Here is a 21,839-nt window from a genome sequence, read left to right as displayed (position 1 = left end):
GGCCCACGAACCAAAGGGAATGAAGGTGCGCCGTAGAACACGAAACCGACTGGGATGGTGCCACCTCGGTCATCGACATCCGACTCCGACCGCGGGCCTTCGATCGCGCCATCACCATCGAGCGGGTCCGCCGGGAGACCGGAGACCCTGCCTTCCTGTTCGATCTTCGCAACGGGTTCGGCGCGGGCACGCAACCCCTGCCCGAGCAGCTGGCGCTCACCGCCTTCGACGTGAGCGTGCCGCTCGAGGAGATCATCGCCCATCAACGCCGCAACACGCGTCAGGCCGCCACGGCCCCGGAATCCACCTGTGCCACCTTCACCCTCGACCCCCAGCTGTTGCAGGCACTGGGGATGAACGCCCTGCACCTGGACATACACAGTCGCTACGCCTTCGACCGCGCCGCCGAGCGACTGGCAATGTGGCTGACGCTGGATCTCCACGACATCGAGCGGGTGGAATTGGAGATGCGGCTGCTCGGCCTGGTGCCGGAAGACCTGCAAGACCACCGCGTGGCGCGGGCGCGGCTCGATGGCGCGCGCCTGGCGTTCGAGATCGATCCCGATTTCGGCCAGCAACTGGCACGCCATTGCGCCGAACGACTCGGCCTGTCCGGGCCCGAAGCCTATGCCGAGGTGTCGCTTGCGCAGACCCGGGCACAACTGGCAGCGGCCGGCATCGAGGTCGGCGAGGCCCTGCAACGGGCGCTGGCCGACTATCAGCGCCACTGGGGGCGCATCGAACTGGAGCTTCGCCCCCCCGAACCCCTGGCCCCGCTGCAACTGGCGGCTATTCCGCCGGAGCAGATCGTCGGTCGCCTGGGCATGAGCCTGGTGGTCAACGGGCGCCCCGTGCTGCCACTCGAGATCCACTTCCGACCCCGCCCCCGCGCCACGACGCCGTCCGCGACCGTCGACGCCCCCGAATCCGCTGCGGGGAGGCCGCACGCCGGCTATCGCATCCAGCGGCGTTACCGGCCGACCTCGGTCGCGCGCCTGGGCGACCACCTGGGAGAGAAAGTACGTATCCGGCCGCGTGGCCAGCCGTCCCGTGAAGGGGTGCTGATCGCGGTGGTCAACGGCGAAGCACAGCTCGAGCAGCGTGTACCCGGTGGCACGGTGGAAGCCTACGTGCCGCTGCGCGAGATCGAATCGGTCGAGGTGGAAGAGCAGATCAAGGTGCCCTGGACGCCCGACTCCGGTGTGCGTTCAGTCCCCGCGAAGTAACAGAGAAAACCCGAAGTAAAGCGACCCTCAGCGGGTCTCAGGGCGTTCAGCCACAAGGCGCACAGGCAGCAGGCAGCAGGCAGCAGGCAGCAGGCAGCAGGCAGCAGGCAGCAGGCAGCAGGCATGGCCATTTTCCATGTCAAGCCAGCGCAACACCGTGGATGGACGCCCTGAGGCCCGCCCACGGGGAGCGCTCTGAGCGTTGCTTTACTAGGGTTGTCTCAGTAACTGGCGGAGCAACAGCGCCAGTCCGACGCCGCTCAGGCCAAGGGCCAGCGGCGGGTTGCCGATGCTCGGCAACAGCGGTGCCGTCCCCAGGTTGAGCAGCAGGCCGCCGAGCAGCAGACTGCCACCGACGATGGTCTGCCGGGTAGCACGCTGACCGGCATGCAGCTCGCGGCGCAGGCGCTCCAGCTCGTCGGAGCGCCAGCGGATCTCCAGTTCGCCCTCGTTGGCCTTCTTGAGCAATCGCCAGGCCAGGTGCGGGATCTCGGGCAGTTCCTCGGAGAGTTGCGGCAGCGACTCCTTCACTCGGCGGGCGAACGCGCGCGGACCGACCTGTTGCGCCATCCAGCGTTCCATGAAGGGCTTGGCGGTGCTCCACAGGTCCAGGTCGGGGTAGAGCATGCGCCCCAGGCCCTCGATGTTGAGCAGGGTCTTCTGCAACAGCACCAGCTGGGGCTGGACCTCCATATCGAAGCGGCGCGCGGTCTGGAACAGGCGCAGCAGGAACTGGCCGAAGGAGATCTCGGCAATGGGCTTCTCCCAGATGGGCTCGCTGACGGTGCGGATCGCCGCCTCTAACTCCTCGACCCGGGTGTTCGGCGGCACCCAGCCGGACTCCACGTGCAGCTCGGCCACCCGGCGGTAGTCGCGGTGGAAGAAGGCCAGCAGGTTCTCCGCCAGGTAGCGCTGGTCCTCGGTGGTCAGGGTGCCCATGATGCCGAAGTCCACGCTGATGTAGCGTCCCTCGGGCGTTACGAAGATGTTGCCCGGGTGCATGTCGGCATGGAAGAAGTTGTCGCGGAAGACCTGAGTGAAGAAGATCTCCACCCCATACTCACCCAGGCGCTTGAGATCGATACCGGCGCGCTTCAGGTCCTCGACCCGGTCCACCGGGATGCCGTAGACCCGTTCCTGCACCATGACATTGCGCCGGGTGTAGTCCCAGTACACCTGCGGCACGATGAGCATCTCGCTGCGCTCGAAGTTGCGCCGCAGCTGGGCGCAGTTCGCCGCCTCGCGCATCAGGTCCAGTTCGTCGTGGATGGTACGGTCGTATTCCTCGACCACCTCTACCGGACGCAGGCGACGCGCCTCGCGCGAGTAGCGCCGTGCCAGCCGGGCAATGGTGTAGAGCAGTTCGACATCACGCCGGATGGTCTTCTCGATGCCGGGGCGCACCACCTTGACGATCACCTCGGAGCCGTCGTGCAGGCGCGCGGCATGTACCTGGGCGATGGACGCCGAGGCCAGCGGCTCGACCTGGAACTCGGCGAACAGCTCGGAGACCGGCGCACCCAGGGACTGCTCGATGATGGCACGCGCCTGCTCGCCGGGGAAGGGCGGCACCTGGTCCTGCAGCTTGCTCAGTTCCTCGGCGATGTCGTCGGGCAGCAGGTCGCGACGGGTGGAGAGGATCTGCCCGAACTTGACATAGATGGGACCCAGGTCCTCGAGCGCGCGGCGGATACGCACCCCGCGCGGTGGTCGCCGGCCCAGGCTGGCCAGCCAGAAGGGCGAGAGATAGCGCAGGAAGCGGATCGGTCGGAACAGGTGGGTGGCGAGCAGGATCTCGTCGAGCCCGTGGCGCGCCAGCACCCAGGCGATATGCACCACGCGCAGGGCCTCGCGCAACGGCATCATGATTCGCGATCCCGCAGGCGTTGCTCGAGCCAGTCGATGCGCGCCAGCTCGGTGTCGCCGTGCAGGCGCACATGGCCCGCGAACAGCTGCGCCAGGCCCTCGCGCTTGTCCGAGGCGCGCATCAGGTCGATCGGACTGCCCTCGATGAGCGCGTCGGGCTCGCCCTCGTAGCGGCCGAGCAGTTGCAGGCGGCCGGCCGCATCGGGCACGAAGTAGAAGGTGAGCCCGGTGCCGCGCAGGGCGATGGCGATCACGCGGCCGTGCCAGGCAGCGAGCCGTTTGCGCGCTTCGGGATCGCGCTCGATCAGCGCGTTGAGCGCCGTCTCGATGGCCTGCAGGGCAAGCTCGCGCACGCTCATGGCGCCCGCCCTCAGAGCCGGAAGCCGCGATGGATGGCGACGATGCCGCCGGTGAGGTTGTGCACGTCGCAGCGCTCGAAACCGGCCGCCTCCATCATCCCCTTGAGGGTCTCCTGGTCAGGGTGCATGCGGATGGACTCGGCCAGGTAGCGGTAACTCTCGGCGTCGTTGGCCACCAGCTGGCCCATGCGCGGCAGCACGCCGAAGGAGTAGATATCGTAGAGCTTCTCCAGCGGCCGGCTGGTGGGGTGGGAGAATTCCAGCACCAGGGCGCGCCCACCGGGGCGCAGCACCCGGTACATCTCGGCCAGTGCCGACTCCTTGTCGGTGACGTTGCGCAGCCCGAAGGCGATGGTCACCAGGTCCACGCTGGCGTCGGCGATCGGCAGTTGCTCGGCATTGATCAGGGCGAAGGCCATGTTGCCGGCGTGCCCACGGTCGAGCATGCGGTCGCGGCCCACCGAGAGCATGCTGGCGTTGATGTCGGACATCACCACCAGCCCCTGCGGACCGACCAGGCCGGCAAAGCGGTCGGCGAGATCGCCGGTGCCCGAGGCCAGGTCCAGCACCGTCTGCCCGGGACGCACCCCGGCCAGCTCGATGGCGAAACGCTTCCACAGCCGATGCACACCGAAGGACATCAGGTCGTTCATGATGTCGTATTTTTCGGCCACCGAGTCGAAGACCCCGCGCACCAGGCGCGCCTTCTCCTGCTTGGGTACCTGGCGGAAGCCGAAATGGGTGGTGTCCTGCTCGCTCATGCCCTGGTTCCTGCGTCGGGTTTCAGGACGACGGGTCCTTGCGGGTATAGCCCTTCTCCTTCAGTTCTTCGAGGTAGGCCGCCCAAAGGGCGTCGTAGTGTTTCCCCAGATTGTACAGGGTTTCCCAGGAATAGATGCCGGTGTCGTGACCATCATCGAACACGATCTGGATGGCGTAGTTGCCCACCGGCTCGAGGCGGTCGATGCCGACGCCCTCCTTGCCCAGCGGCACCTTGCGCTGGCCCGGGCCATGCCCGGCCACGTCGGCCGAAGGCGAATAGACGCGCAGGTACTCGGCCGGCAGCTTGAAGTTGCTGCCGTCGTCGAAGCTGATTTCCAGCACGCGCGACAAGCGGTGCAGGTTGAGTTCGGTGGGATTGGGCGTGTTGAGCATGTTCATTGATCCACGATGAATTGGAAACCCGTCTATTGTGGCGAGACCCCGCCACCTTTTCACCCCCCGCAAGGGGAGGTAGTCACCTGCCGCCACGCATTCCCGGGACTTTCTTGCTCCTGCTCAAGCCGATGGTGTTCAGACCGGTGCCTCGCCCGGGCCTGTGCTATACCGGGAGACAGACCCCGGGAGATCGACATGGCGCAACCACGCTTCCTGCCGCGCGAGCAGCTGCAGACACTGATAGACCGTCTGCGCGCGGAGCATGGACGCTGTATCGGCCCCGTGGCAGAGGGTGGCGCCATCGTCTACCGCGAGATCATGCGGGCCACCGAATTGCCCGTCGGCTGGCACGATCGCCAGGGGCCCGGCAGTTACCGACTGCTGCGGGACGAGGGACCACGATGCTTCGCCTGGGCCAATGGCCCCGGGGCCCTCAAACCCCTGCTGCTTCCGCCCGAGGCGCCGATGTGGGAGGTCGGCCGCGATGCCGATGGCCGATTGCATTTCACCGCCGCGAAGGCGCGCGCAGAGCCGCTGGCCGTACTCGGTGTTCGCGCCTGCGACCTGGCCGCCCTCGACCTGTTCGACCGGCATTTCCTCCGCGAACCCGCCGACACCGACTATCGCGCACGCCGCGAGGCCCTGTTCCTGGTGGGCATGCACTGCTCCCATCCCGCAACCACCTGCTTCTGCGCCGATACCGGTGACGGCCCGGAATGCCAAAGCGGTTTCGATCTGGCATTGCACGAACTGGACGACGGCTTCGTGGTACAGGCCGGTTCCGCGGCCGGCCGGCACCTGATGCACACCCTGGCGCTGCCCGCCGCAAGTGCCGAACAATGCCAGGCCGCGCACCGCGAGCACGAGGCCGCGCGCGCCGCGCAACACCGCCAACTGCCGCCGGACCTGCCCGGAAGCCTGCTGGCACTCGCCGAGGACGCACGCTGGCAGGCTCTTGAGGGACGTTGCCTGGCCTGCGGTAACTGCACCGCCGTCTGCCCCACCTGCTTCTGCCATCGGCACGAGGAGCGCCCGGCCCTGGCAGCGGACACCTCGGCACACTGGCGGCTCTGGGACTCCTGTTTTGCCGACGGTCACAGCCTGCTGCACGGCCGGCCGTTGCGCACCCAGGTGGCCATGCGCTACCGGCAATGGCTCACCCACAAACTCGATACCTGGGTCGCACAGTACGGACGCAGCGGTTGTGTCGGCTGCGGACGATGCATCAGCTGGTGTCCGGTCGGCATCGATCTCGTCAGCGAGGCGACGACCCTGATGGAGCCGCCCCATGCCTGAGACCCCACCCGCGGAGGTAGAAGTGGTCGAGCACATCGCCGAGGGACGCGATATCTTCACCCTGCGACTGCGCTTCACCGATCCGGCACAACGCACGAACTGGCGTTTCGCTCCGGGACAGTTCGACATGCTGTACCTGCCGGGCGTGGGCGAGGTACCGATCTCCATCGCCTCGGACGTGGACGAGCGCGAATCGCTTGCACATACAGTGCGCGCGGTGGGGCGGGTGACCCGCGCCCTGGCACAGCTACGCCCCGGCGACCGGCTGGGCTTGCGGGGCCCTTTCGGACAGGGCTGGCCCCTGGATGCCGCCGGCGGGCGCGACCTGCTGGTGATCACCGGCGGCCTTGGATGCGCCCCGGCAGTCTCGGTGATCCGCCATGTGATGCGGCGCCGCTCACATTACGGGCGGCTCACCATCCTGCAGGGCGTGCGTCACAGCGACGACCTGCTGTGGCGCGCACAGTACGAGGCCTGGGCACAGCAACCCGACACCCGGGTGCTGCTGGCTGCCGATGTGGCAGGCCCCGGCTGGCCCGGGCACCAGGGGCTGGTGACCGAATTGCTGGACCGCCTCCCGGGTGGCTGCGCCGGCGCGCTGGCCATGATCTGCGGTCCCGAACCGATGATGACCGCCGTGGCCCGGGCACTGGAGCAGCACGGCGTGGCGGCCGAAGACATCTGGTTGAGTCTGGAGCGCAACATGCACTGCGGTGTCGGACACTGCGGCCACTGCCAGCTCGGCCCCCTGTTCGTGTGCCGCGACGGCCCGGTTCTGCCCTGGCCGACGCTGCGCCCCTTGCTGGGCATTCGGGGGCTGTGATGGACCGACTCCGCCTGGCGGTGCACAAGTTCAGTTCCTGTGACGGCTGCCAACTCGCGCTGCTGAACGCGGGCGAGGCCCTGCTGGAGCTGGCCAGTACGGTGGAGATCGTGCACTTCCTCGAGGCAGGACCGAATGCCCCGGAAGCCGAAGTCGACATCGCCCTGGTGGAAGGCAGCATCTCCACCGCCGAGGAGGCCGCGCGCATCCGCCAGGTGCGCCAGCACAGCCGTTGGCTGGTGACCATGGGGGCCTGTGCCACCTCCGGTGGCCTGCAGGCCCTACGCAATCTCGATGCAAGGGAGGCCGCCTGGCGCACCGCCCTCTATGCCCGTCCCGAGTTCATCGACAGTCTGGCGCAGGCCGAGCCGGTGCGCGCGCACGTGGAGGTCGATCTCGAACTGTGGGGCTGCCCCGTGACCACCCGTCAGGTGGTGTCCGCATTGGCCAGCCTGGTGCGTGGCGTGCCGCCGCCGGCCGAAACCGAGATCCTGTGCCAGGCCTGCAAGCGCGCCGGCCACGTCTGTGTACTGGCAAGCGCGAGCAAACCCTGCCTCGGGCCGGTGGTGCGCAGCAGCTGTGGCGCCCTGTGCCCGGGCCTCGGTCGTCCTTGTTACGGGTGGTGCTCCGGTCCGGTCGCCAGCTCGGCGGAGGTCACCAGCCTGACACGTTACCTGCGGGTACAGGGCCAACCCCCCGAAACCCTGGCACGCAGGCTGCTGTTCTTCCACAGCCAGGCCGAGGCCTTCCGCACACCCGGCCTGGCATTGCGCGACGAGGTGAAGGATGGGTGAGGGACGACGCATCAGTATCCGGGTGCCGGCGCTGACCCGTGTCGAGGGCGAGGGGGCGCTGGAGCTGGAGATCGACGACCGCGGCATCCGCGAACTCCGGCTGCGCATCTTCGAGCCGCCGCGCTATTTCGAGAAACTGCTCGAGGGGCGCGATCCCGGCGAGTTGCTGGACGCAGTGGCGCGCATCTGCGGCATCTGCCCCGTCGCCTACCAGATGAGTGCCAGCCAGGCCATCGAACAGGCCTTCGGCATGGTGCCCGATCCGTGGATCACCGCCATGCGCCGCGTGTTCTATTGCGGCGAATGGTTGCAGAGCCACGCCCTGCACATCCACCTGCTGGCGCTCCCGGATTTTCTCGGCTTCGATGACGCCATGGCCATGGCCGGGGAACACCCGGAGGTGCTGCGGCGCGGGCTGCGCCTGCAGGCACTGGGCAACGACCTCATCGCCCTGTTCGGTGGCCGCTCGGTACACCCCGTGGGCGTGGTGCCCGGCGGTTTCGCGCGCGCGCCGGCGGCCGCAGCCGTGGCGGCCTTGCGCGAACGCCTGCTGGATGCGCGGGACGAAGCCGAGGCACTGCTCGCCTGGTGCGCCACCCTGCCTCTCCCCGAAATACGCCAGGCCTTCGTGAGCGTGGCCCTGCGCCACCCCGAAGAATACCCGCTGTACGCCGGCAGCATCGTCTCCAGCGACGGCCTGGCGATCGATGCCGCCGACTTCGAGGCGCATTTCAGCGAGCGCCAGCAGCCGTACTCCACGGCCCTGCACGCACACCTGCACGGGCGACCCTACCTCGTGGGACCCCTGGCGCGCCTGAACCTCAACCACGACCGCCTGCCGCCGCCGGTGGCCGCCGCCCTGCGCGCCACCGGCCTGCGCGCCACCGGCCTGTCCTTTCCCAGCGCCAACCCCTTTCACGGTATCGTCGCGCGCGCGGTCGAGATCCTGCTGGCCGTGCACGAAGCGGCCCGCCTGCTGGCAGACTACCAGCCGCATACACCGGCACAGCCCTGGCGGGCACGCGAGGGCGTGGGCTTCGGAGCCACCGAGGCGCCGCGCGGCCTGTTGTGGCATCGCTACCAGTTCGATGACGCGGGACGGGTACGACAGGCACGGATCCGTACCGCCCACCAGTCAGAACCAGGCACGGATCGAAGAAGACCTGCGCCTGAGCCTGGAGGCCTTCGGCCTGCGACACCCGGCGGAGGATCTGCGCCATCACGCCGAGCAGGTGATACGCAACTACGATCCCTGCATCTCTTGCGCCACCCATTTCCTGCGGCTGAAAGTGCACCAGCGATGAGACGTCTGCTGCTGGCGGGCATCGGATCGCACCATCCGGGAGACCGCGCGGGTTGGCAGGCGCTGAAGCGGCTGGAGGAATGGCCTCCGGCTGACAGCGGCTGGGAGGGGGTGCATCGCCGCATCCTCCATCCCGGGCTCGATCTGCTGCCCGCGCTGCGTGAGGTGGATGCGGCCCTGCTGCTCGATGCGCTGCCACCCGGCGCCACCGCTTCCCGGCTGCTGCGTGACCACGACCTGCTGACCGCCCCCGTCACCGGCTCCGCGCATGCACTGGGGGTCAGTGAGGCGCTGGCACTGGCGCAGCCACTGGGCCTGTTGCCGCCACGCCTGGTGCTGCTCGGTCTCGGCAATGACTGGGAAGCTTGCCTGCTGCGCCTGGCCCAGCAGGCCCTTCAGAGGATGTAGCGGCTGAGATCCTCGTTTTCCGACAGGGCCTCGAGGTGACGGTCCACGTAGGCGGCATCGATGGTGATGGTCTGCCCCTGGTAACGCGGGGCCATGAAGGAGACTTCCTCGAGCAGCCGCTCCATCACCGTGTGCAGGCGACGCGCACCGATGTTCTCGGTGCGTTCGTTGACCTGCCAGGCGATCTCGGCGATGCGCCGGATGCCGTCCTCGGTGAACTCCAGGTCCACCCCCTCGGTAGCCATGAGCGCCTGGTATTGCTCGGTGAGCGAAGCATCGGGCTCGGTGAGGATGCGCACGAAGTCTTCCACCGACAGGGCGCTCAGCTCCACGCGGATCGGCAGGCGGCCCTGCAGCTCGGGGATCAGGTCCGAGGGTTTGCTCAGGTGGAAGGCGCCCGAGGCGATGAACAGGATGTGATCGGTTCGCACCATGCCGTGCTTGGTGGTGACGGTGCAGCCCTCGACCAGCGGCAGCAGGTCACGCTGCACGCCCTCGCGCGAGACATCGGCGCCATGCGCCTCGGCGCGGCTGGTGACCTTGTCGAGCTCGTCGATGAAAACGATGCCCTGCTGCTCGACCCGTTCGATGGCGCGCAGCTTCAGGTCTTCCTCGTTGATCCGGCGCGCGGCCTCCTCGTCGGTGAGCAGCTTCATGGCATCGCGGATGCGCAGCTTGCGGCGCTTGCTGCGACCGCTGCCGATGTTCTGGAACAGGCTCTGCAACTGGCTGGTCATCTCCTCCATGCCGGGCGGGGCCATGATCTCCACGCCCAGCTGCGGCCCCGTTACCTCGATCTCGATCTCGCGTTCGTCGAGCTCGCCGGCACGCAGCCTCTCGCGGAACTTCTCGCGCGTGCCCGAGGCCGGCGGGGTGGCGGCCTCGGCCTCCCAGCTGGTGGTGCGCGGTGGCGGCAGCAGGGCGTCGAGCACCCGCTCCTCGGCGGCCTCGCGGGCCACGTCGCGTACCTTTTCCATCTCCTGCTCGCGCACCATCTTCACCGCCGAATCGGCGAGGTCACGGATGATGGAATCGACCTCGCGGCCCACATAGCCCACCTCGGTGAACTTGGTGGCCTCGACCTTGATGAAGGGCGCATCAGCCAGGCGCGCCAGGCGGCGCGCGATCTCGGTCTTGCCCACCCCGGTGGGACCGATCATGAGGATGTTCTTTGGCGTGATCTCGTTGCGCAGTGCCGGATCGACACGCATCCGCCGCCAGCGGTTGCGCAGCGCGATGGCTACCGCGCGCTTGGCCTCCTGCTGGCCAACGATGTGCTTGTCGAGCTCATGGACGATCTCTTCGGGAGTGGTATCAGACATTGCTGTCGAGTTCCTCGATAACCAGGTTGTGGTTGGTGTACACACAGATGTCGGCGGCGATGTTCAGGCCTCTCTCGACGATCTCGCGCGCGGACAGCTCGGTGTTGTCCAGCAGGGCGCGCGCTGCGGCCTGGGCGTAACTGCCGCCAGAACCGATGGCCATCAGGCTGTCCTCGGGCTCGACCACGTCGCCGGTGCCGGTGAGGATCAGCGAGGCCTCGGCATCGGCCACCACCAGCAGGGCCTCCAGGCGGCGCAACATGCGGTCGGTGCGCCAGTCCTTGGCCAGTTCCACGGCGGCGCGCACCAGGTTGCCGGAATGTTTCTCGAGCTTGCCCTCGAAACGCTCGAACAGAGTAAAGGCATCGGCGGTGGCTCCGGCGAAACCGGCCAGCACCTGCCCCTTGTAGAGGCGCCGCACCTTGCGCGCATTGCCCTTCATGACGGTGTTGCCCATCGACACCTGGCCGTCGCCGCCGATCACGACACGGCCGCCTCGACGGACCGAGAGAATGGTGGTTCCACGAATCTCCTGCACGGGAATGTCCTGAAGCCGGTTGAAGAAGAGAGGATTCTACCGCGACTCGACCCGCAGGACCTGCGCCACGAGGCGCGGACAGGGAGAATCAGCTCGAATTCTCGGCCGAGGCCTCTCTCCCCGGGATGGCGGGATGGTCGGGCCGGGGCTTGTCGAGGTAGTAGCCCTGGGCCAGATCGATACCGAATTGGGCGAGCATCTCGAACACGGCCGGACTGTCCACGAACTCGGCGATGGTGGTCTTGTGCAGCCCGGTGGCCACGTCGAGCATGGCGCGCAGGAAGATCTGGTTTTCGGGATTGTTGGGCAGGTCGTGGATGAACTGGCCGTCGATCTTGAGGATATCCGCGGTGATGTGCTTGAGATAGGCAAAGGAGGAAAAGCCGGCGCCGAAGTCGTCCAGGCACACCCGACAGCCGGCCTGGTGCAGGCCTTCGATGAAACGCTGCGCGTCCTGGATGTCGGACACTGCGGCGGTCTCGGTGAGCTCCACCAGCAGGCGCTCGGGAGCCACGCCCGCGTCGTTGAGCCACCGGCGGATGCGCTGCGGCAGCGAGGGGTCGTCGAAGGAACGGCCAGAGATGTTGACCGCCACCGGCGGCATGGCCGGATGCTTGGCCAGCAGACGGATCACCTGGCGCACCACCCACTGGTCGATGGCCAGGATCTTGCCGTTCTTCTCGGCGATGGGGATGAACTGGCCGGGCATGTAGAGGTTGTCGGGATCGTCGCTGTCGCGCAGTCGCACCAGGGCCTCGAGGTGCGCCAGCTCGCGCGAGGGCACGCGGTAGACGCCCTGGAAATGCAGCTCGAACAGGTTGCTCTCCAGGCCGTATTCGATGCGCTGCGCCCAGGTCATGTGCGCCATCATGGTGGAGGTGGCGTCGCGCGAGCGGTCGTACATCGACCAAGTGTTCTTGCCTTGCGCCTTGGCCTGGTACATGGCCGCATCGGCCTGCGCCACCAGGGTCTCGATGTCGCGCGCCAGATCGGGATACACCGAGATCCCGATGCTGGTGGTGATGCGGATGTTCTGACTGTGGAAGCGGAAGGGGATGCGCGCGACCGCGTTGACAATGCGGTGCGCCAGTTGCTTCACCTCGTCGAGGTCCTTGTTGACCAGGGTGATAATGGCAAACTCGTCGCCGCCCAGGCGCGCCAGCACGTCGTTCTTGCGCACAACCTGGGCCAGTTCGCCGGCAATGCGCGTGAGCACGGTGTCGCCCTCGCGGTGGCCGAAGGTATCGTTGATGTACTTGAACTCGTCGAGGTCGAAATACAGCAGGGCGAAGCGGTGGCCGAAGCGTTGCGACATGCCGATCATGCGTTCCATCTCGATCTGGAAACGATGCCGGTTGTACAGGCCGGTGAGCGAATCACGCTCGGCCAGGTAGATGAGCTGCTCGGCGGTCTGGCGCTCGTTGGTCACATCCTCGTACAGCCAGAGGCGACCGATGGTGCGGCCTTCGTTGTCGTGCACGGGATAGGAGACCTGGGTGAGGATACGGCCGTCGCCAAGATGGATCTCGAACTGCTCGCTCACCTCGTGGGTGTTCTCGACATGCAGCACGCCGTGCGAACCGCGCATGGGATGGGCGAACTTATAGCGGGACAGTTCCAGCACCTCGTTCACCGGGCGTCCGACCAGGCTGACTTCGGGATCCAGTGCCCACATGTCGATGAAGGCGGGGTTGACGTATTCCACCCGTTTTTCGGGGGTCTCGAACAGGATGCCCAGGTTCATGGCCGAAAGCAGGGCGCGGAAGCGGGCCTGTTGACGCTCGGAGCGGGCCAGCAGTTCCTGCTGGCGCAGTTCGACGGCACGCAGTTCACGCAACGAGGCCTCGAGAGACTCCTGGGCACGCCGTCGCTCGCTCACGTCGATGAATGAGGCCCGCTTGCCGAGCAAATGGCCATCGGCATCGAGCAGTGGCTGCCAGTACATGGACACCCAGATACAGTTGCCGTCACGGCGCAGTAACGGGCATTCCACGTCGCCGCCCTCGGGTTCACGCAGGATGCGCTGCCAGGTCGCCTTGTCGCAGGCGGCATCGTCGCTCATCAGCGGGCGGGGAAAGTCTTCCATCACCAGCAACTCTTCCGGGGTGTAGCCAGTGACCCGCAGGGCCGAGGGGTTGGTCCAGATCAACCGGCCCTCGGGATCGATCCAGATCTCCCAGGCGAAGGTATAGTCGGCGATGGCGCGCAGCCGGCTGCGTTCGCGGTCGTGGGCCTGGCGGCGTTCCTCGATCACGTGCGCCATGGTATTGAAGGCGCGGGCCAGGCGCCCGACCTCGTCGTCGTGCCCGTGGGTCACCACCTCGGGCACCTCGCCGCGGGTGAGGGCCTCGGTGGCCTCGCCCAGTTCGCGCAACTGGCGGGTGCGTTTCCACACGGTGAGACCGGTGAGCAGAGCCGACAAGGCCAGGCTGACCAGGCCGATGCCCACCAGGGTGCGTTCAAACGATTGCACGAAAGCATGCAGAGAGTCCAGGCGCACGCCGACATGGACGAAGCCGACGTCCTCGCCGCTCAGGCGCAACGGGAAGCCCAGCCGATAGGTCCCGTCGGCAAAGCCCTGGTCCAGGGTAGCGGAGGGTTCGGGCTCGATGTGCGGCGCCGGACCAAGCTCGACCAGCACCCGGTCTTCGGTATCGTCCACCACCAGCCAGGCCAGTGAGGGGTTGGCCTCCATGATTTCGTTCGCGCGGCGCTTGAGCGACCCCATGTCCTCGGCAAACAGGGGCGGCGCGAGCACCGTATTGATCAGGGCGCGAATCGGCTGGATCTGGGTCTCGAACTGGCGCTCGGCGTGGTGCTTCATGCTCGAATCGAGCACCCAGCCACCCACCGTGAACACCAGCAACTGGACCCCGATCACCGGCAGCAGGATGCGCAGGGTCAGAGAACGGGCCATGCGTACCTCACTCCCCCTTGAGCGCTGCCTGAATACGCGCCAGGTAGTGATCGAGCAGTGCCCGGTCGGCCGTCTCGATCGCGCGCACCCCTCCCAGCCCCGTGCTGCTGAAATAGGCCTTGCCCTCGCGCGTGCCGGCGAAGGCGTGAAGCGCCTTGCGCAGGCGTTCGCGTAGTTCAGGGGCGAGTCGGGAATGGGCCATCACAGCGAAACCAGGGATGGAGGCGGAGCGCCCGATGACCTGCAGGCGCTCTTTTCCAGGGGCATTGTAGCGCAGCCAGGTGGGGCGAGCGATGGCGGCGGCATCGGCATCGCCCCGAATCACCGCGTACAGGGCCTGGTCGTGCGTGCGGCGGGGCATGATGGTGAGATCCCTGCCCGGCTTCAGCCCCACGCCCTCCAGGGCCTCGAGCGCCATCTGGTGAATGATCGCCAGGCGCGGCGGAAGAGCCAGGCGCTTGCTCCGCAGATCGGCGAGCTGTCGGATATCGGTGTCCCGCGGGGCAACAAACACGGCTTCCGAGCGATTGATCGTCACCCCCAGCCAGCGATAACCCGCCCGCTGCTCGGCCACCCGTCCGAGATGGGGGGCGGTGATGAGCAAGTCGTAGTGGCCTTCCAGGGTACGACGCTTGAACGTGTGAAAGTCCGGTGCTGACACCAGGCGGATGTGCAACCCGGTGGTCTTCGCCAGGTAGTCCTTCAGCGGGCGGTGCAGGGCGACCAGTTGCTCGGCGGAGAAATAGGGGAAGACGCCCAGGCGCAGGGTCCCGGCCAGGGACGGGACACTCAGGCAGAACAACAGCAGGCCCGTCACGAGTCGGCGGCAACGGCGAGTATCGATGAGAGCCATTTGCGCTTCTCCCGGTGCTTCAGTCGCTCCGCCTGCGGGCGCGCGGATGCGCCTGGTCATAGACTTGAGCCAAGTGCTGGAAATCGAGATGCGTGTAGATTTCCGTGGTCGCGATATCGGCATGCCCGAGCAGTTCTTGAACCGCGCGCAACTCGCCCGAGGATTCCAGCAGATGACTGGCGAAGGAGTGTCGCAGCATGTGCGGATGAACGTGTACGGGCAGCCCCTGTCGGCGAGCATGCAGGGCGACCCGCTGCTCGATGGCACGCGGGCTCAGGCGGCGGCCATGTCGGCCCACGAACAGCGCCGGCTCACCCTTGTGCGCCAGTTGTTCACGGACCTGCAACCAGTCCTCGATAGCCTCGCGCGCCTGTCTGCCCACCGGCACCTGGCGGTCCTTGCGGCCCTTGCCGGTCACCCGCAACAGCGCGTCCGGGCCGGGCAGGTCACCGACATCCAGCCCCGCCAGCTCGGACAGCCGCAGCCCGCTGGAATAGAAGAGCTCGAGGATGGCGCGGTCGCGCCTCGCCAGCGGGTCTTCGCCCGGAACATCCATCAGGCGGCCAACCTGGTCCACGTCGAGGGCAGCGGGCAGACGGCGGACAGCCCGCGGCGCGCGTACCTCGGCGACGGGATTGATACGCACCCGGGATTCGCGCAACAGGAAGGTGAACAGGCCACGCAACGCCGAGAGCCGGCGCGACAGGCTGCGCGCCGACAGGCCCTGTCGGTGACGGGCCGCGGCATAACGGCGCAGCTGCTGGGCATCGGCACCCTCCCACGGCGGGCACCCCTGGTCCCGGCACCAGGCGAGGTAGTCTTCCAGATCGCGACGGTAGGCATCCAGGGTGCGCGGCGACAGGCGGCGCTCGTAACGGAGGTGGTCCAGGTAGTCCAACAGCCAGGTGTCTTCCGCCTGGGAACTCATGATCCTGGACTGGAGACGGCACTCAGGGTGGCACTGACGATATCCGCCAGGCGCTTGAGGAAATCCACGCTCTTCTCGGCATGAAAACGCTGCGGATCGTGGCTGCCGATCGCCAGCACGCCGACCAGTGGCGGGGCATGCAGCGGGATCAGGGCCACCGAGCCGGTCTCGGCGGCCTGCGAACCGAACAGGTACTCCAGCTGCTCGGCCGGCAGCTTGCCGCAGGTCGGACGCTCACATTCAATGAAGTCGGTGAACATCGCCGGACCATGCTCGGCCTTGTGCGCGGCCAGCTCCTCTGCAGAGAAGAGCTTCATTTCCACCGCATCGGCATGAAACAGGTTGCGCAGCTCGTCCTGCAGGGTGTTGAGGACCTCGTCGAAGGCACGGGCCTCGATCAGCGCCAGGGTGAGCCGGTGCAGGCGCCTTGCCAGGGTATCGTTCTCGCGGGCGATGGCGACCAGATCGGCGAGCTGGTCGCGCATGTGGTGATTCTGCTCGCGCAGGATGCGCACCTGGCGCTCGATCAGCGAGACCGCGCTACCAGTGGGGTGCGGGATGTCGATTTCGGCCAGCACCTCGGGGTGGCGGACCAGGAAGTCCGGGTGAGCGATCAGGTAGTCGGCAACCACCTGCTCGAAATCGGTGTCCGCCGGCTTGTCGTCGTGCTGCAGACTCATAACGCGATGTCGCCCTCGAATACCTCGGTGGCCGGACCGGTCATGCAGACGGGCTGGCCTTCTCCGTCCCAGCTTATCACAAGATCCCCACCCGGCAGGTGGACCGTCACCGGCTCCTCCAGCAGTCCGCGCAGGCGGCCGGCGACCACCGCAGCACAGGCCCCGGTGCCGCAAGCCAGGGTCTCGCCGGCTCCGCGTTCCCAGACACGCAGGTCGATCTCGTGCCGGTTGCGCACCGCCATGAAACCCACGTTCACCCGCCGGGGAAAGCGCGGGTGATGCTCGATTCGCGGGCCCAGGGTCTCGACCGGGGCATCTGCCACCTGGTCCACGAGCAGCACGGCATGCGGGTTGCCCATCGACACCGCGCTGAGGGTGACCGCTTCGCCGTTATCCAACGCCAGGGTGTAGGTCGAGGCGCGCTCCTCTGCCTCGAAGGGCAGATCGGCCGGCTCCAGGGAGGGTGCTCCCATGTCCACCCGCACCTGGCCGTCGTCGAGCACCTGGAGCGTGATGGGACCACCGGCGGTGCCGACCGGGATCACGTCCTTGTCGGTGAGCCCGTGGTCGCGCACGAAACGGGCGAAGCAGCGCGCGCCGTTGCCGCACTGTTCCACCTCGGAGCCATCGGCGTTGAAGATGCGGTAATGAAAATCGGTACCCGGCAGGCGTGGCGGCTCGACCAGCAGGATCTGGTCGCAACCGACGCCGAAGCGACGATCGGCGAGGTGACGCAGCTGCCCGGGATCCAGTTCGACCGGGCGGCGCGTGGCGTCGATCACCACGAAATCGTTGCCCAGACCCTGCATCTTGCTGAAGTGCAGTCGCATGTTTTCCTCCACTCAGTCCGCTCCGGCCAGATGGCCGCGCGCCGCCCAGTGCCGGTCGCTGACCATGCTCACCTCCAGCCCGCGCAGGCCGAGCTCGGCAATCTGTTCCCGCACTTCGTCCACCGTCCAGGCCGCGCAAAGCGAGTTGCGGAAATCGCGGCGCAGGATCTCCGGCGCATTCAGGGCATAGGTCTCGACCAGGGCATCCAGCGCCAGGGGGGACTCCGGGCGCGCCAGGTCCATCACCAGCACGGCCGCGCCGCGCGCCGCGCAGTGCGCGATGTTCAGCCACAGATCCCCGAGCTCGCGCAGGTGATGCAACAGGCTGTTGCTCATCACGCAATCGTAACCGCCGGCGGGCAGTTCGGCGCTGGGAATGCGCTGGCAGGAGAGATGCAGGCGCTCGCCCACCCCAGGGTGCAGCGCCAGGCGCTGGCGAGCCTGTTCGAGCATCGACGGCGCGCCGTCGATCGCGTCGATACGCAGCGCCGGGTACTCGCGCAACAGCGCGATGGGAATGTCGGCCGGACCGCAGCCCAGGTCCAGTGCACGTCCGCGCAGGCCCTGCGGCACCAGTTGCCGCAACAGGCGGATGAACAACTCGTTGGCCTCGCTGAAATCGGCCCCGGCATAGGCGGCGGCCTGCGCCGGGTCATCCATCAGCTCCTCGGGTTCGGGCACGCGCTGCATCAGGGGAGCACGGCCTCGCGCCCGAACAGGTCGTCGAGCGTCTCGCGCGGGCGCGCGACATGCACCCGTTCGCCATCGACCAGCAGCTCCGGCGGGCGCGGCCGGCTGTTGTAGTTGGAGGCCATGGTGAAGCCATAGGCACCGGCCGAACGCACCGCCAGCAAGCTGCCCTCGCGCAGGGTGAGCCGGCGGTCCTTGCCCAGGAAGTCGCCGGTCTCGCACACCGGGCCGACCAGGTCCCAGGTGTCGGTCTCGCCCTCGGGGTGCTGTTCCACGGTGACGATTTCCTGCCACGCCTGGTACAGCGCGGGGCGCAGCAGGTCGTTCATGGCCGCATCCACGATGGCGAAGTTTCGTGCCTCGGTGCGCTTGAGGTATTCGACACACGTGAGCAGCACGCCCGCGTTGGCGGCAATGGCGCGCCCCGGCTCGACGAACAGCTCGCAATCGAGATCACCCAGGCGCTGTGCCAGCGCCGCGGCATAGTCGCCGGGCTCGGGCGGGGTCTCGTCGCGATAGCGCGCCCCGAGACCGCCGCCCAGATCCAGGTGGTCGATGGCGATACCGGCATCGCGCAGGCGTCCCAGCAACTCCAGCACGCGGTCGAGGGCGTCGAGAAAGGGCGACAGCTCGGTGAGCTGCGAGCCGATGTGGCAATCGATGCCCGAGACCTCCAGGTAGGCGCTGTCGGCGACGCGCCGATAGATGTCCCCGGCCTGTGCGATGTCGATGCCGAACTTGTTCTCGCGCAGGCCGGTGGAGATATAGGGGTGGGTCTTCGCATCCACGTCCGGGTTGACACGCAGCGCCACCGGGGCCTGTACCCCGTGCGCCGCGGCAACGGCTTCCAGGCGCGCCAGCTCGGAGACCGACTCAATGTTGAAGCAGCGGATGCCGACCTCCAGCGCGCGCGCCATCTCGTCGGCGCGCTTGCCCACGCCGGAGAACACCACCCGGTCCGGATCGCCGCCCGCGGCCAGCACCCGCTCCAGCTCGCCCACCGAGACGATGTCGAAACCCGAACCCAGGCGCGCCAGCACGTTCAGCACCGCCAGGTTGGAATTGGCCTTCACCGCGTAGCAGACCAGGTGTGGCCGGTCGGCAAAGGCCGCGTCGAAGGCGCGCCAGTGACGTTCCAGGGTAGCGCGGGAATACACGTAGGCCGGGGTCCCATGGCACTCGGCGATCGCGCGCAAGGGGACCTCTTCGGCATGCAGCTCGCCGTCGCGGTACGCGAAGTGGTCCATCTCAGCGCGCCTCCTGGGGGGCGTCCGTACGGTCGGGCAGGTACAGGGGTCCGCGCTGGCCACAGGCACTCAGCAGCACGAGGCTCAGCAACAGGAGGGACAACAGGCGCATGGCGGCGATCCGTGAAAGATTGAACGAAAGCCGAATTATAGAGGAAGCTTCGACGGTGATTGCGCACAGGAAGCCTGGCTTCCCGTACAGGAGACCCAGCCCCCGGCGGAAGAGATGGTGCCAGGTCAGGACATTGACCTCTGAATATTAGAATGTTCTAATGATTAAAACCAACCTCAGGGTCCCCACCATGCTCAAGGCCATCCGCCGCACCTTCTCCTTCCGCTTCCGCAACCGCGTGATGGTCTGCCTGCCCAATCGGCAGATGCCCGAGGCACTGCGCAAGCGCGTACGCCCCCGGGTGCTGTTCTGCATGGCCTGCTGGGTCGATCGTATCGAGACGGGGAAACCCGCCTGAAACCGAGAAATCAGCTCGCCCCATCCCACCCGGTCCGGGCGGGATGTTCATCACGCTATTCCTCCGCCGCCCCCACGAAACCCTGCTGACGCCACGCCTCGAACAGCATCACCGCCACCGCATTCGACAGGTTCAGACTGCGCTGTCCCGGGCGCATGGGAAGGCGCAAGCGGTGTTCCGCGGGCACGCCGTCGAGCACCGCATCGGGCAGGCCGCGTGTCTCGGGACCGAACAGGAAGGCATCGCCCGGACAATAGGCCGGCGCGTCGAAACGCTCCTCGCCGCGGGTACTCAGGGCGAACAGCCGAGCCGGCCGCACCCGTTGCAGGAAGTCGTCCAGCCGGGGATACTGCACCACCTCGGCATACTCGTGATAGTCCAGCCCCGCACGCCGCAGGCGCCGGTCGTCCAGTTCGAATCCGAGCGGTCCGACCAGGTGCAGGCGCGCGCCGGTGTTGGCGCACAGGCGGATGATGTTGCCCGTGTTGGGCGGAATCTCCGGTTGATACAGAACCACGTGAAACACTCGAGGACACCCCGCTGATGACCACCCCCGACCCTCGCCTGCACGTCGATTTCTGCGGCCTGGACTTTGCCACCCCGCTGGTGCTGCTCTCGGGCTGCGTGGGCTTCGGCGAAGAGTACACGCGGGTTGCCGGCTTCTCCAACCGGGATGCCGGCGCGGTCTGCCTGAAGGGCACCACCGGCAGCCCGCGCCCGGGTAACGTGCCGCACCGGGTGTACGAAACCCCGGGTGGCATGCTCAATGCCATCGGCCTGCAGAACCCCGGGGTGGACCGGGTGGTGGACGAGATCCTGCCCACCCTGGATTTTTCGGAAACCCGCTTCATCGCCAACGTTTCGGGCTCGACCATCGAGGAGTACATCGCGGTCACCGAACGCTTCGACGACTCGCCCATCGACGCGATCGAGATCAACATCTCCTGTCCCAACGTCAAGGAAGGGGGCGTGGCCTTCGGCAACGATCCGGCCATGTCGGCGCGGGTGGTCGAGGCCTGCCGCAAGGCGACGAGCAAGCCGCTGATCACCAAGCTCTCGCCCAACCAGACCGATATCGCCGAGAACGCACGGCGCTGCATCGAGGCCGGGACCGATGCCTTCGCGGTGATCAACACCCTGATGGGCATGGCCATCGACATCGAGTCGCGTACCCCCTTCATCGGCAACAACCAGGGCGGGCTGTCCGGCCCGGCGATCAAGCCGGTGGCCGTGCTCAAGACCCACCAGGTCTACCAGGTGGCGCGCGAACACGGGGTGCCCATCATCGGCCAGGGCGGGGTGACCTCTGCCTCGGATGCCATCGAGTTCCTGCTCGCCGGCGCCACCGCGGTGGGTGTGGGTACCGCCCTGTTCTACGACCCGCTGATCCTGCCGAAGATCAACCAGGGCATCCTCGACTACCTGGATCGCCACGGGCTGGAGTCGGTCTCCCGGCTCACCGGTGCGCTGAGGCTCAACGAACCGCCGGTACGGGGTTGCGGCTGCTGAACGGGCGTTCAATCCTTTTCGCGCAATCATTTGACACGGCCGGACACAAGCGCCGCTGCGCGGCAGCCCGCAATGCGGGGCCGACTTGCCGGAGCGGAGCGCGTTTTACGAGTTTTGGCGTGTCAAAAGTCACAGAGAACCTCTCCCTCGACAATGGTGGCTCATCTGTAGTTTGACTCAATTGTGCTTTTCAACGGAGTTTATCGGTCTGGTTTGGCTACAAAATGGCGCAGGATCCGTCCAGACACACCACCGTATAACGGCACCCCCCCGGAACTATCCCATCCGGGCAGGTTTGTCGAATATCAGCGTCGTGTTATATTCGCGCTCCGTGATCAATCCCGGTCACGGCATGCAACGACGTTCAGGAGATCCACAATGAGCGACGTGGAAGCACTGAAGGCCGAAAAGGAAAAGCTCATCAACGAAATGCTCGAGCTGCAGAAGAAGTTCATCGAGCGCGAGCACGACGGGGGCATTTCCGGCAAGGACTACTGGGCAAGCAAGGACGGTCTGCTGAAGGACTACCGCCAGGTGTACATGGAAAAGGCCATGCGCGTGGTGGAGCTGTCGCACCAGATCGTGGGTTCCGAGCCCTGATCGGCCCCGGGCATTTCGCCTG

The 21,839-nt window shown here is 67.0% G+C and carries 23 protein-coding genes and 1 pseudogene; 9 read left to right on the top strand and 15 right to left on the bottom strand.

Features of this window, described 5'->3' with window-relative positions:
- Window positions 1-230 precede the first annotated feature (230 nt).
- Window positions 231-1,226, top strand: a complete 996-nt coding sequence (locus EBS_RS00255) for a hypothetical protein (protein ID WP_043106766.1) — start codon at window positions 231-233, stop codon at window positions 1,224-1,226.
- A gap of 210 nt (window positions 1,227-1,436) precedes the next feature.
- On the opposite strand, the gene ubiB is transcribed toward EBS_RS00255, so the two are convergent.
- Genes ubiB through EBS_RS00235 form a run of 4 tightly spaced genes read right to left on the bottom strand, consistent with a single transcriptional unit; the run spans window position 1,437 to window position 4,612 of the window.
- A complete protein-coding gene (gene ubiB / locus EBS_RS00250) occupies window positions 1,437-3,092 on the bottom strand; it encodes a ubiquinone biosynthesis regulatory protein kinase UbiB (protein ID WP_043106765.1) in 1,656 nt (551 codons plus the stop codon).
- Window positions 3,089-3,451 (bottom strand): SCP2 sterol-binding domain-containing protein, encoded by a 363-nt coding sequence (locus EBS_RS00245; RefSeq protein WP_052199152.1) that lies wholly within the window; start codon window positions 3,449-3,451, stop codon window positions 3,089-3,091. The genes ubiB and EBS_RS00245 overlap by 4 nt, the downstream gene beginning before the upstream one ends.
- A gap of 11 nt (window positions 3,452-3,462) precedes the next feature.
- Window positions 3,463-4,212: a bifunctional demethylmenaquinone methyltransferase/2-methoxy-6-polyprenyl-1,4-benzoquinol methylase UbiE gene (gene ubiE / locus EBS_RS00240; protein ID WP_043106764.1), complete on the bottom strand. Its 750-nt coding sequence runs from the start codon at window positions 4,210-4,212 to the stop codon at window positions 3,463-3,465.
- 22 nt (window positions 4,213-4,234) lie between these two features.
- The gene (locus EBS_RS00235) at window positions 4,235-4,612 is read right to left on the bottom strand and encodes a gamma-butyrobetaine hydroxylase-like domain-containing protein (RefSeq protein WP_043106763.1); all 378 of its coding nucleotides are present in this window, start codon (window positions 4,610-4,612) and stop codon (window positions 4,235-4,237) included.
- Between the two features lie 192 nt (window positions 4,613-4,804).
- Between EBS_RS00235 and EBS_RS00230 the strand changes: the two genes are divergently transcribed.
- From EBS_RS00230 to EBS_RS00210, 5 genes and pseudogenes are all read left to right on the top strand, one after another.
- Complete coding sequence (locus tag EBS_RS00230; RefSeq protein WP_043106762.1) at window positions 4,805-5,905, top strand: 4Fe-4S dicluster domain-containing protein; 1,101 nt, start codon at window positions 4,805-4,807, stop codon at window positions 5,903-5,905.
- Window positions 5,898-6,728 carry an FAD/NAD(P)-binding protein gene (locus tag EBS_RS00225; RefSeq protein ID WP_043106760.1) on the top strand — a complete coding sequence of 277 codons (831 nt, stop codon included), beginning with the start codon at window positions 5,898-5,900 and terminating at the stop codon, window positions 6,726-6,728. Before EBS_RS00230 ends, EBS_RS00225 begins: the two co-directional genes overlap by 8 nt.
- The gene (locus tag EBS_RS00220; protein WP_043106759.1) at window positions 6,728-7,522 is read left to right on the top strand and encodes an NADH-quinone oxidoreductase subunit B family protein; all 795 of its coding nucleotides are present in this window, start codon (window positions 6,728-6,730) and stop codon (window positions 7,520-7,522) included. Before EBS_RS00225 ends, EBS_RS00220 begins: the two co-directional genes overlap by 1 nt.
- Window positions 7,515-8,826: pseudogene (locus EBS_RS00215) on the top strand (Ni/Fe hydrogenase subunit alpha). The gene EBS_RS00220 and the pseudogene EBS_RS00215 overlap by 8 nt, the downstream one beginning before the upstream one ends.
- Window positions 8,823-9,233 (top strand): hypothetical protein, encoded by a 411-nt coding sequence (locus EBS_RS00210; RefSeq protein WP_043106758.1) that lies wholly within the window; start codon window positions 8,823-8,825, stop codon window positions 9,231-9,233. Before EBS_RS00215 ends, EBS_RS00210 begins: the two are co-directional and overlap by 4 nt.
- Here the strand turns inward: EBS_RS00210 and hslU are convergent.
- From hslU to lptM, 10 genes are all read right to left on the bottom strand, one after another.
- Window positions 9,221-10,555 (bottom strand): ATP-dependent protease ATPase subunit HslU, encoded by a 1,335-nt coding sequence (gene hslU, locus EBS_RS00205; RefSeq protein ID WP_043106757.1) that lies wholly within the window; start codon window positions 10,553-10,555, stop codon window positions 9,221-9,223. The genes EBS_RS00210 and hslU overlap by 13 nt on opposite strands.
- On the bottom strand, window positions 10,548-11,093 hold the full coding sequence (hslV, locus tag EBS_RS00200; RefSeq protein WP_043106756.1) for an ATP-dependent protease subunit HslV: 546 nt from the start codon (window positions 11,091-11,093) through the stop codon (window positions 10,548-10,550). Before hslV ends, hslU begins: the two co-directional genes overlap by 8 nt.
- Window positions 11,094-11,181: 88 nt before the next feature.
- Complete coding sequence (locus EBS_RS00195) at window positions 11,182-14,010, bottom strand: EAL domain-containing protein (RefSeq protein WP_052199151.1); 2,829 nt, start codon at window positions 14,008-14,010, stop codon at window positions 11,182-11,184.
- A gap of 7 nt (window positions 14,011-14,017) precedes the next feature.
- The gene (locus tag EBS_RS00190) at window positions 14,018-14,863 is read right to left on the bottom strand and encodes a phosphate/phosphite/phosphonate ABC transporter substrate-binding protein (RefSeq protein ID WP_171816153.1); all 846 of its coding nucleotides are present in this window, start codon (window positions 14,861-14,863) and stop codon (window positions 14,018-14,020) included.
- Between the two features lie 19 nt (window positions 14,864-14,882).
- On the bottom strand, window positions 14,883-15,791 hold the full coding sequence (gene xerC / locus EBS_RS00185; RefSeq protein WP_043106755.1) for a tyrosine recombinase XerC: 909 nt from the start codon (window positions 15,789-15,791) through the stop codon (window positions 14,883-14,885).
- Entirely contained in the window at window positions 15,788-16,471 is a 684-nt protein-coding gene (locus EBS_RS00180) for a DUF484 family protein (RefSeq protein WP_043106754.1), read from the bottom strand. The genes xerC and EBS_RS00180 overlap by 4 nt, the downstream gene beginning before the upstream one ends.
- Window positions 16,468-17,301: a diaminopimelate epimerase gene (gene dapF, locus EBS_RS00175; protein WP_043108986.1), complete on the bottom strand. Its 834-nt coding sequence runs from the start codon at window positions 17,299-17,301 to the stop codon at window positions 16,468-16,470. Before dapF ends, EBS_RS00180 begins: the two co-directional genes overlap by 4 nt.
- Before the next feature lie 12 nt (window positions 17,302-17,313).
- Entirely contained in the window at window positions 17,314-17,991 is a 678-nt protein-coding gene (locus EBS_RS00170; protein WP_043106753.1) for a class I SAM-dependent methyltransferase, read from the bottom strand.
- Window positions 17,991-19,238: a diaminopimelate decarboxylase gene (lysA, locus tag EBS_RS00165; protein ID WP_043106752.1), complete on the bottom strand. Its 1,248-nt coding sequence runs from the start codon at window positions 19,236-19,238 to the stop codon at window positions 17,991-17,993. The genes EBS_RS00170 and lysA overlap by 1 nt, the downstream gene beginning before the upstream one ends.
- Before the next feature lies 1 nt (window position 19,239).
- Entirely contained in the window at window positions 19,240-19,350 is a 111-nt protein-coding gene (gene lptM / locus EBS_RS13345; protein WP_081999734.1) for an LPS translocon maturation chaperone LptM, read from the bottom strand.
- A gap of 190 nt (window positions 19,351-19,540) precedes the next feature.
- Here lptM and EBS_RS14120 point away from each other — a divergent pair, with 190 nt between their 5' ends.
- The gene (locus EBS_RS14120; RefSeq protein ID WP_171816152.1) at window positions 19,541-19,708 is read left to right on the top strand and encodes a hypothetical protein; all 168 of its coding nucleotides are present in this window, start codon (window positions 19,541-19,543) and stop codon (window positions 19,706-19,708) included.
- Window positions 19,709-19,763: 55 nt separating this feature from the next.
- Here EBS_RS14120 and trmL read toward each other — a convergent pair whose 3' ends face one another.
- Entirely contained in the window at window positions 19,764-20,234 is a 471-nt protein-coding gene (gene trmL, locus EBS_RS00160; protein WP_043106751.1) for a tRNA (uridine(34)/cytosine(34)/5-carboxymethylaminomethyluridine(34)-2'-O)-methyltransferase TrmL, read from the bottom strand.
- 17 nt (window positions 20,235-20,251) lie between these two features.
- Here trmL and EBS_RS00155 point away from each other — a divergent pair, with 17 nt between their 5' ends.
- The gene (locus EBS_RS00155; protein WP_043106750.1) at window positions 20,252-21,217 is read left to right on the top strand and encodes a dihydroorotate dehydrogenase; all 966 of its coding nucleotides are present in this window, start codon (window positions 20,252-20,254) and stop codon (window positions 21,215-21,217) included.
- Window positions 21,218-21,595: 378 nt separating this feature from the next.
- The gene (locus EBS_RS00150; protein WP_043106749.1) at window positions 21,596-21,817 is read left to right on the top strand and encodes a hypothetical protein; all 222 of its coding nucleotides are present in this window, start codon (window positions 21,596-21,598) and stop codon (window positions 21,815-21,817) included.
- The last annotated feature ends 22 nt before the right edge of the window (window positions 21,818-21,839 follow it).

It is taken from the genome of endosymbiont of unidentified scaly snail isolate Monju (genome assembly GCF_000801295.1).
Lineage (GTDB): Bacteria > Pseudomonadota > Gammaproteobacteria > Chromatiales > Chromatiaceae > MONJU.
Note: the sequence above shows the minus strand (reverse complement) of the source record. Positions and strands in the feature narration are given on the sequence as shown.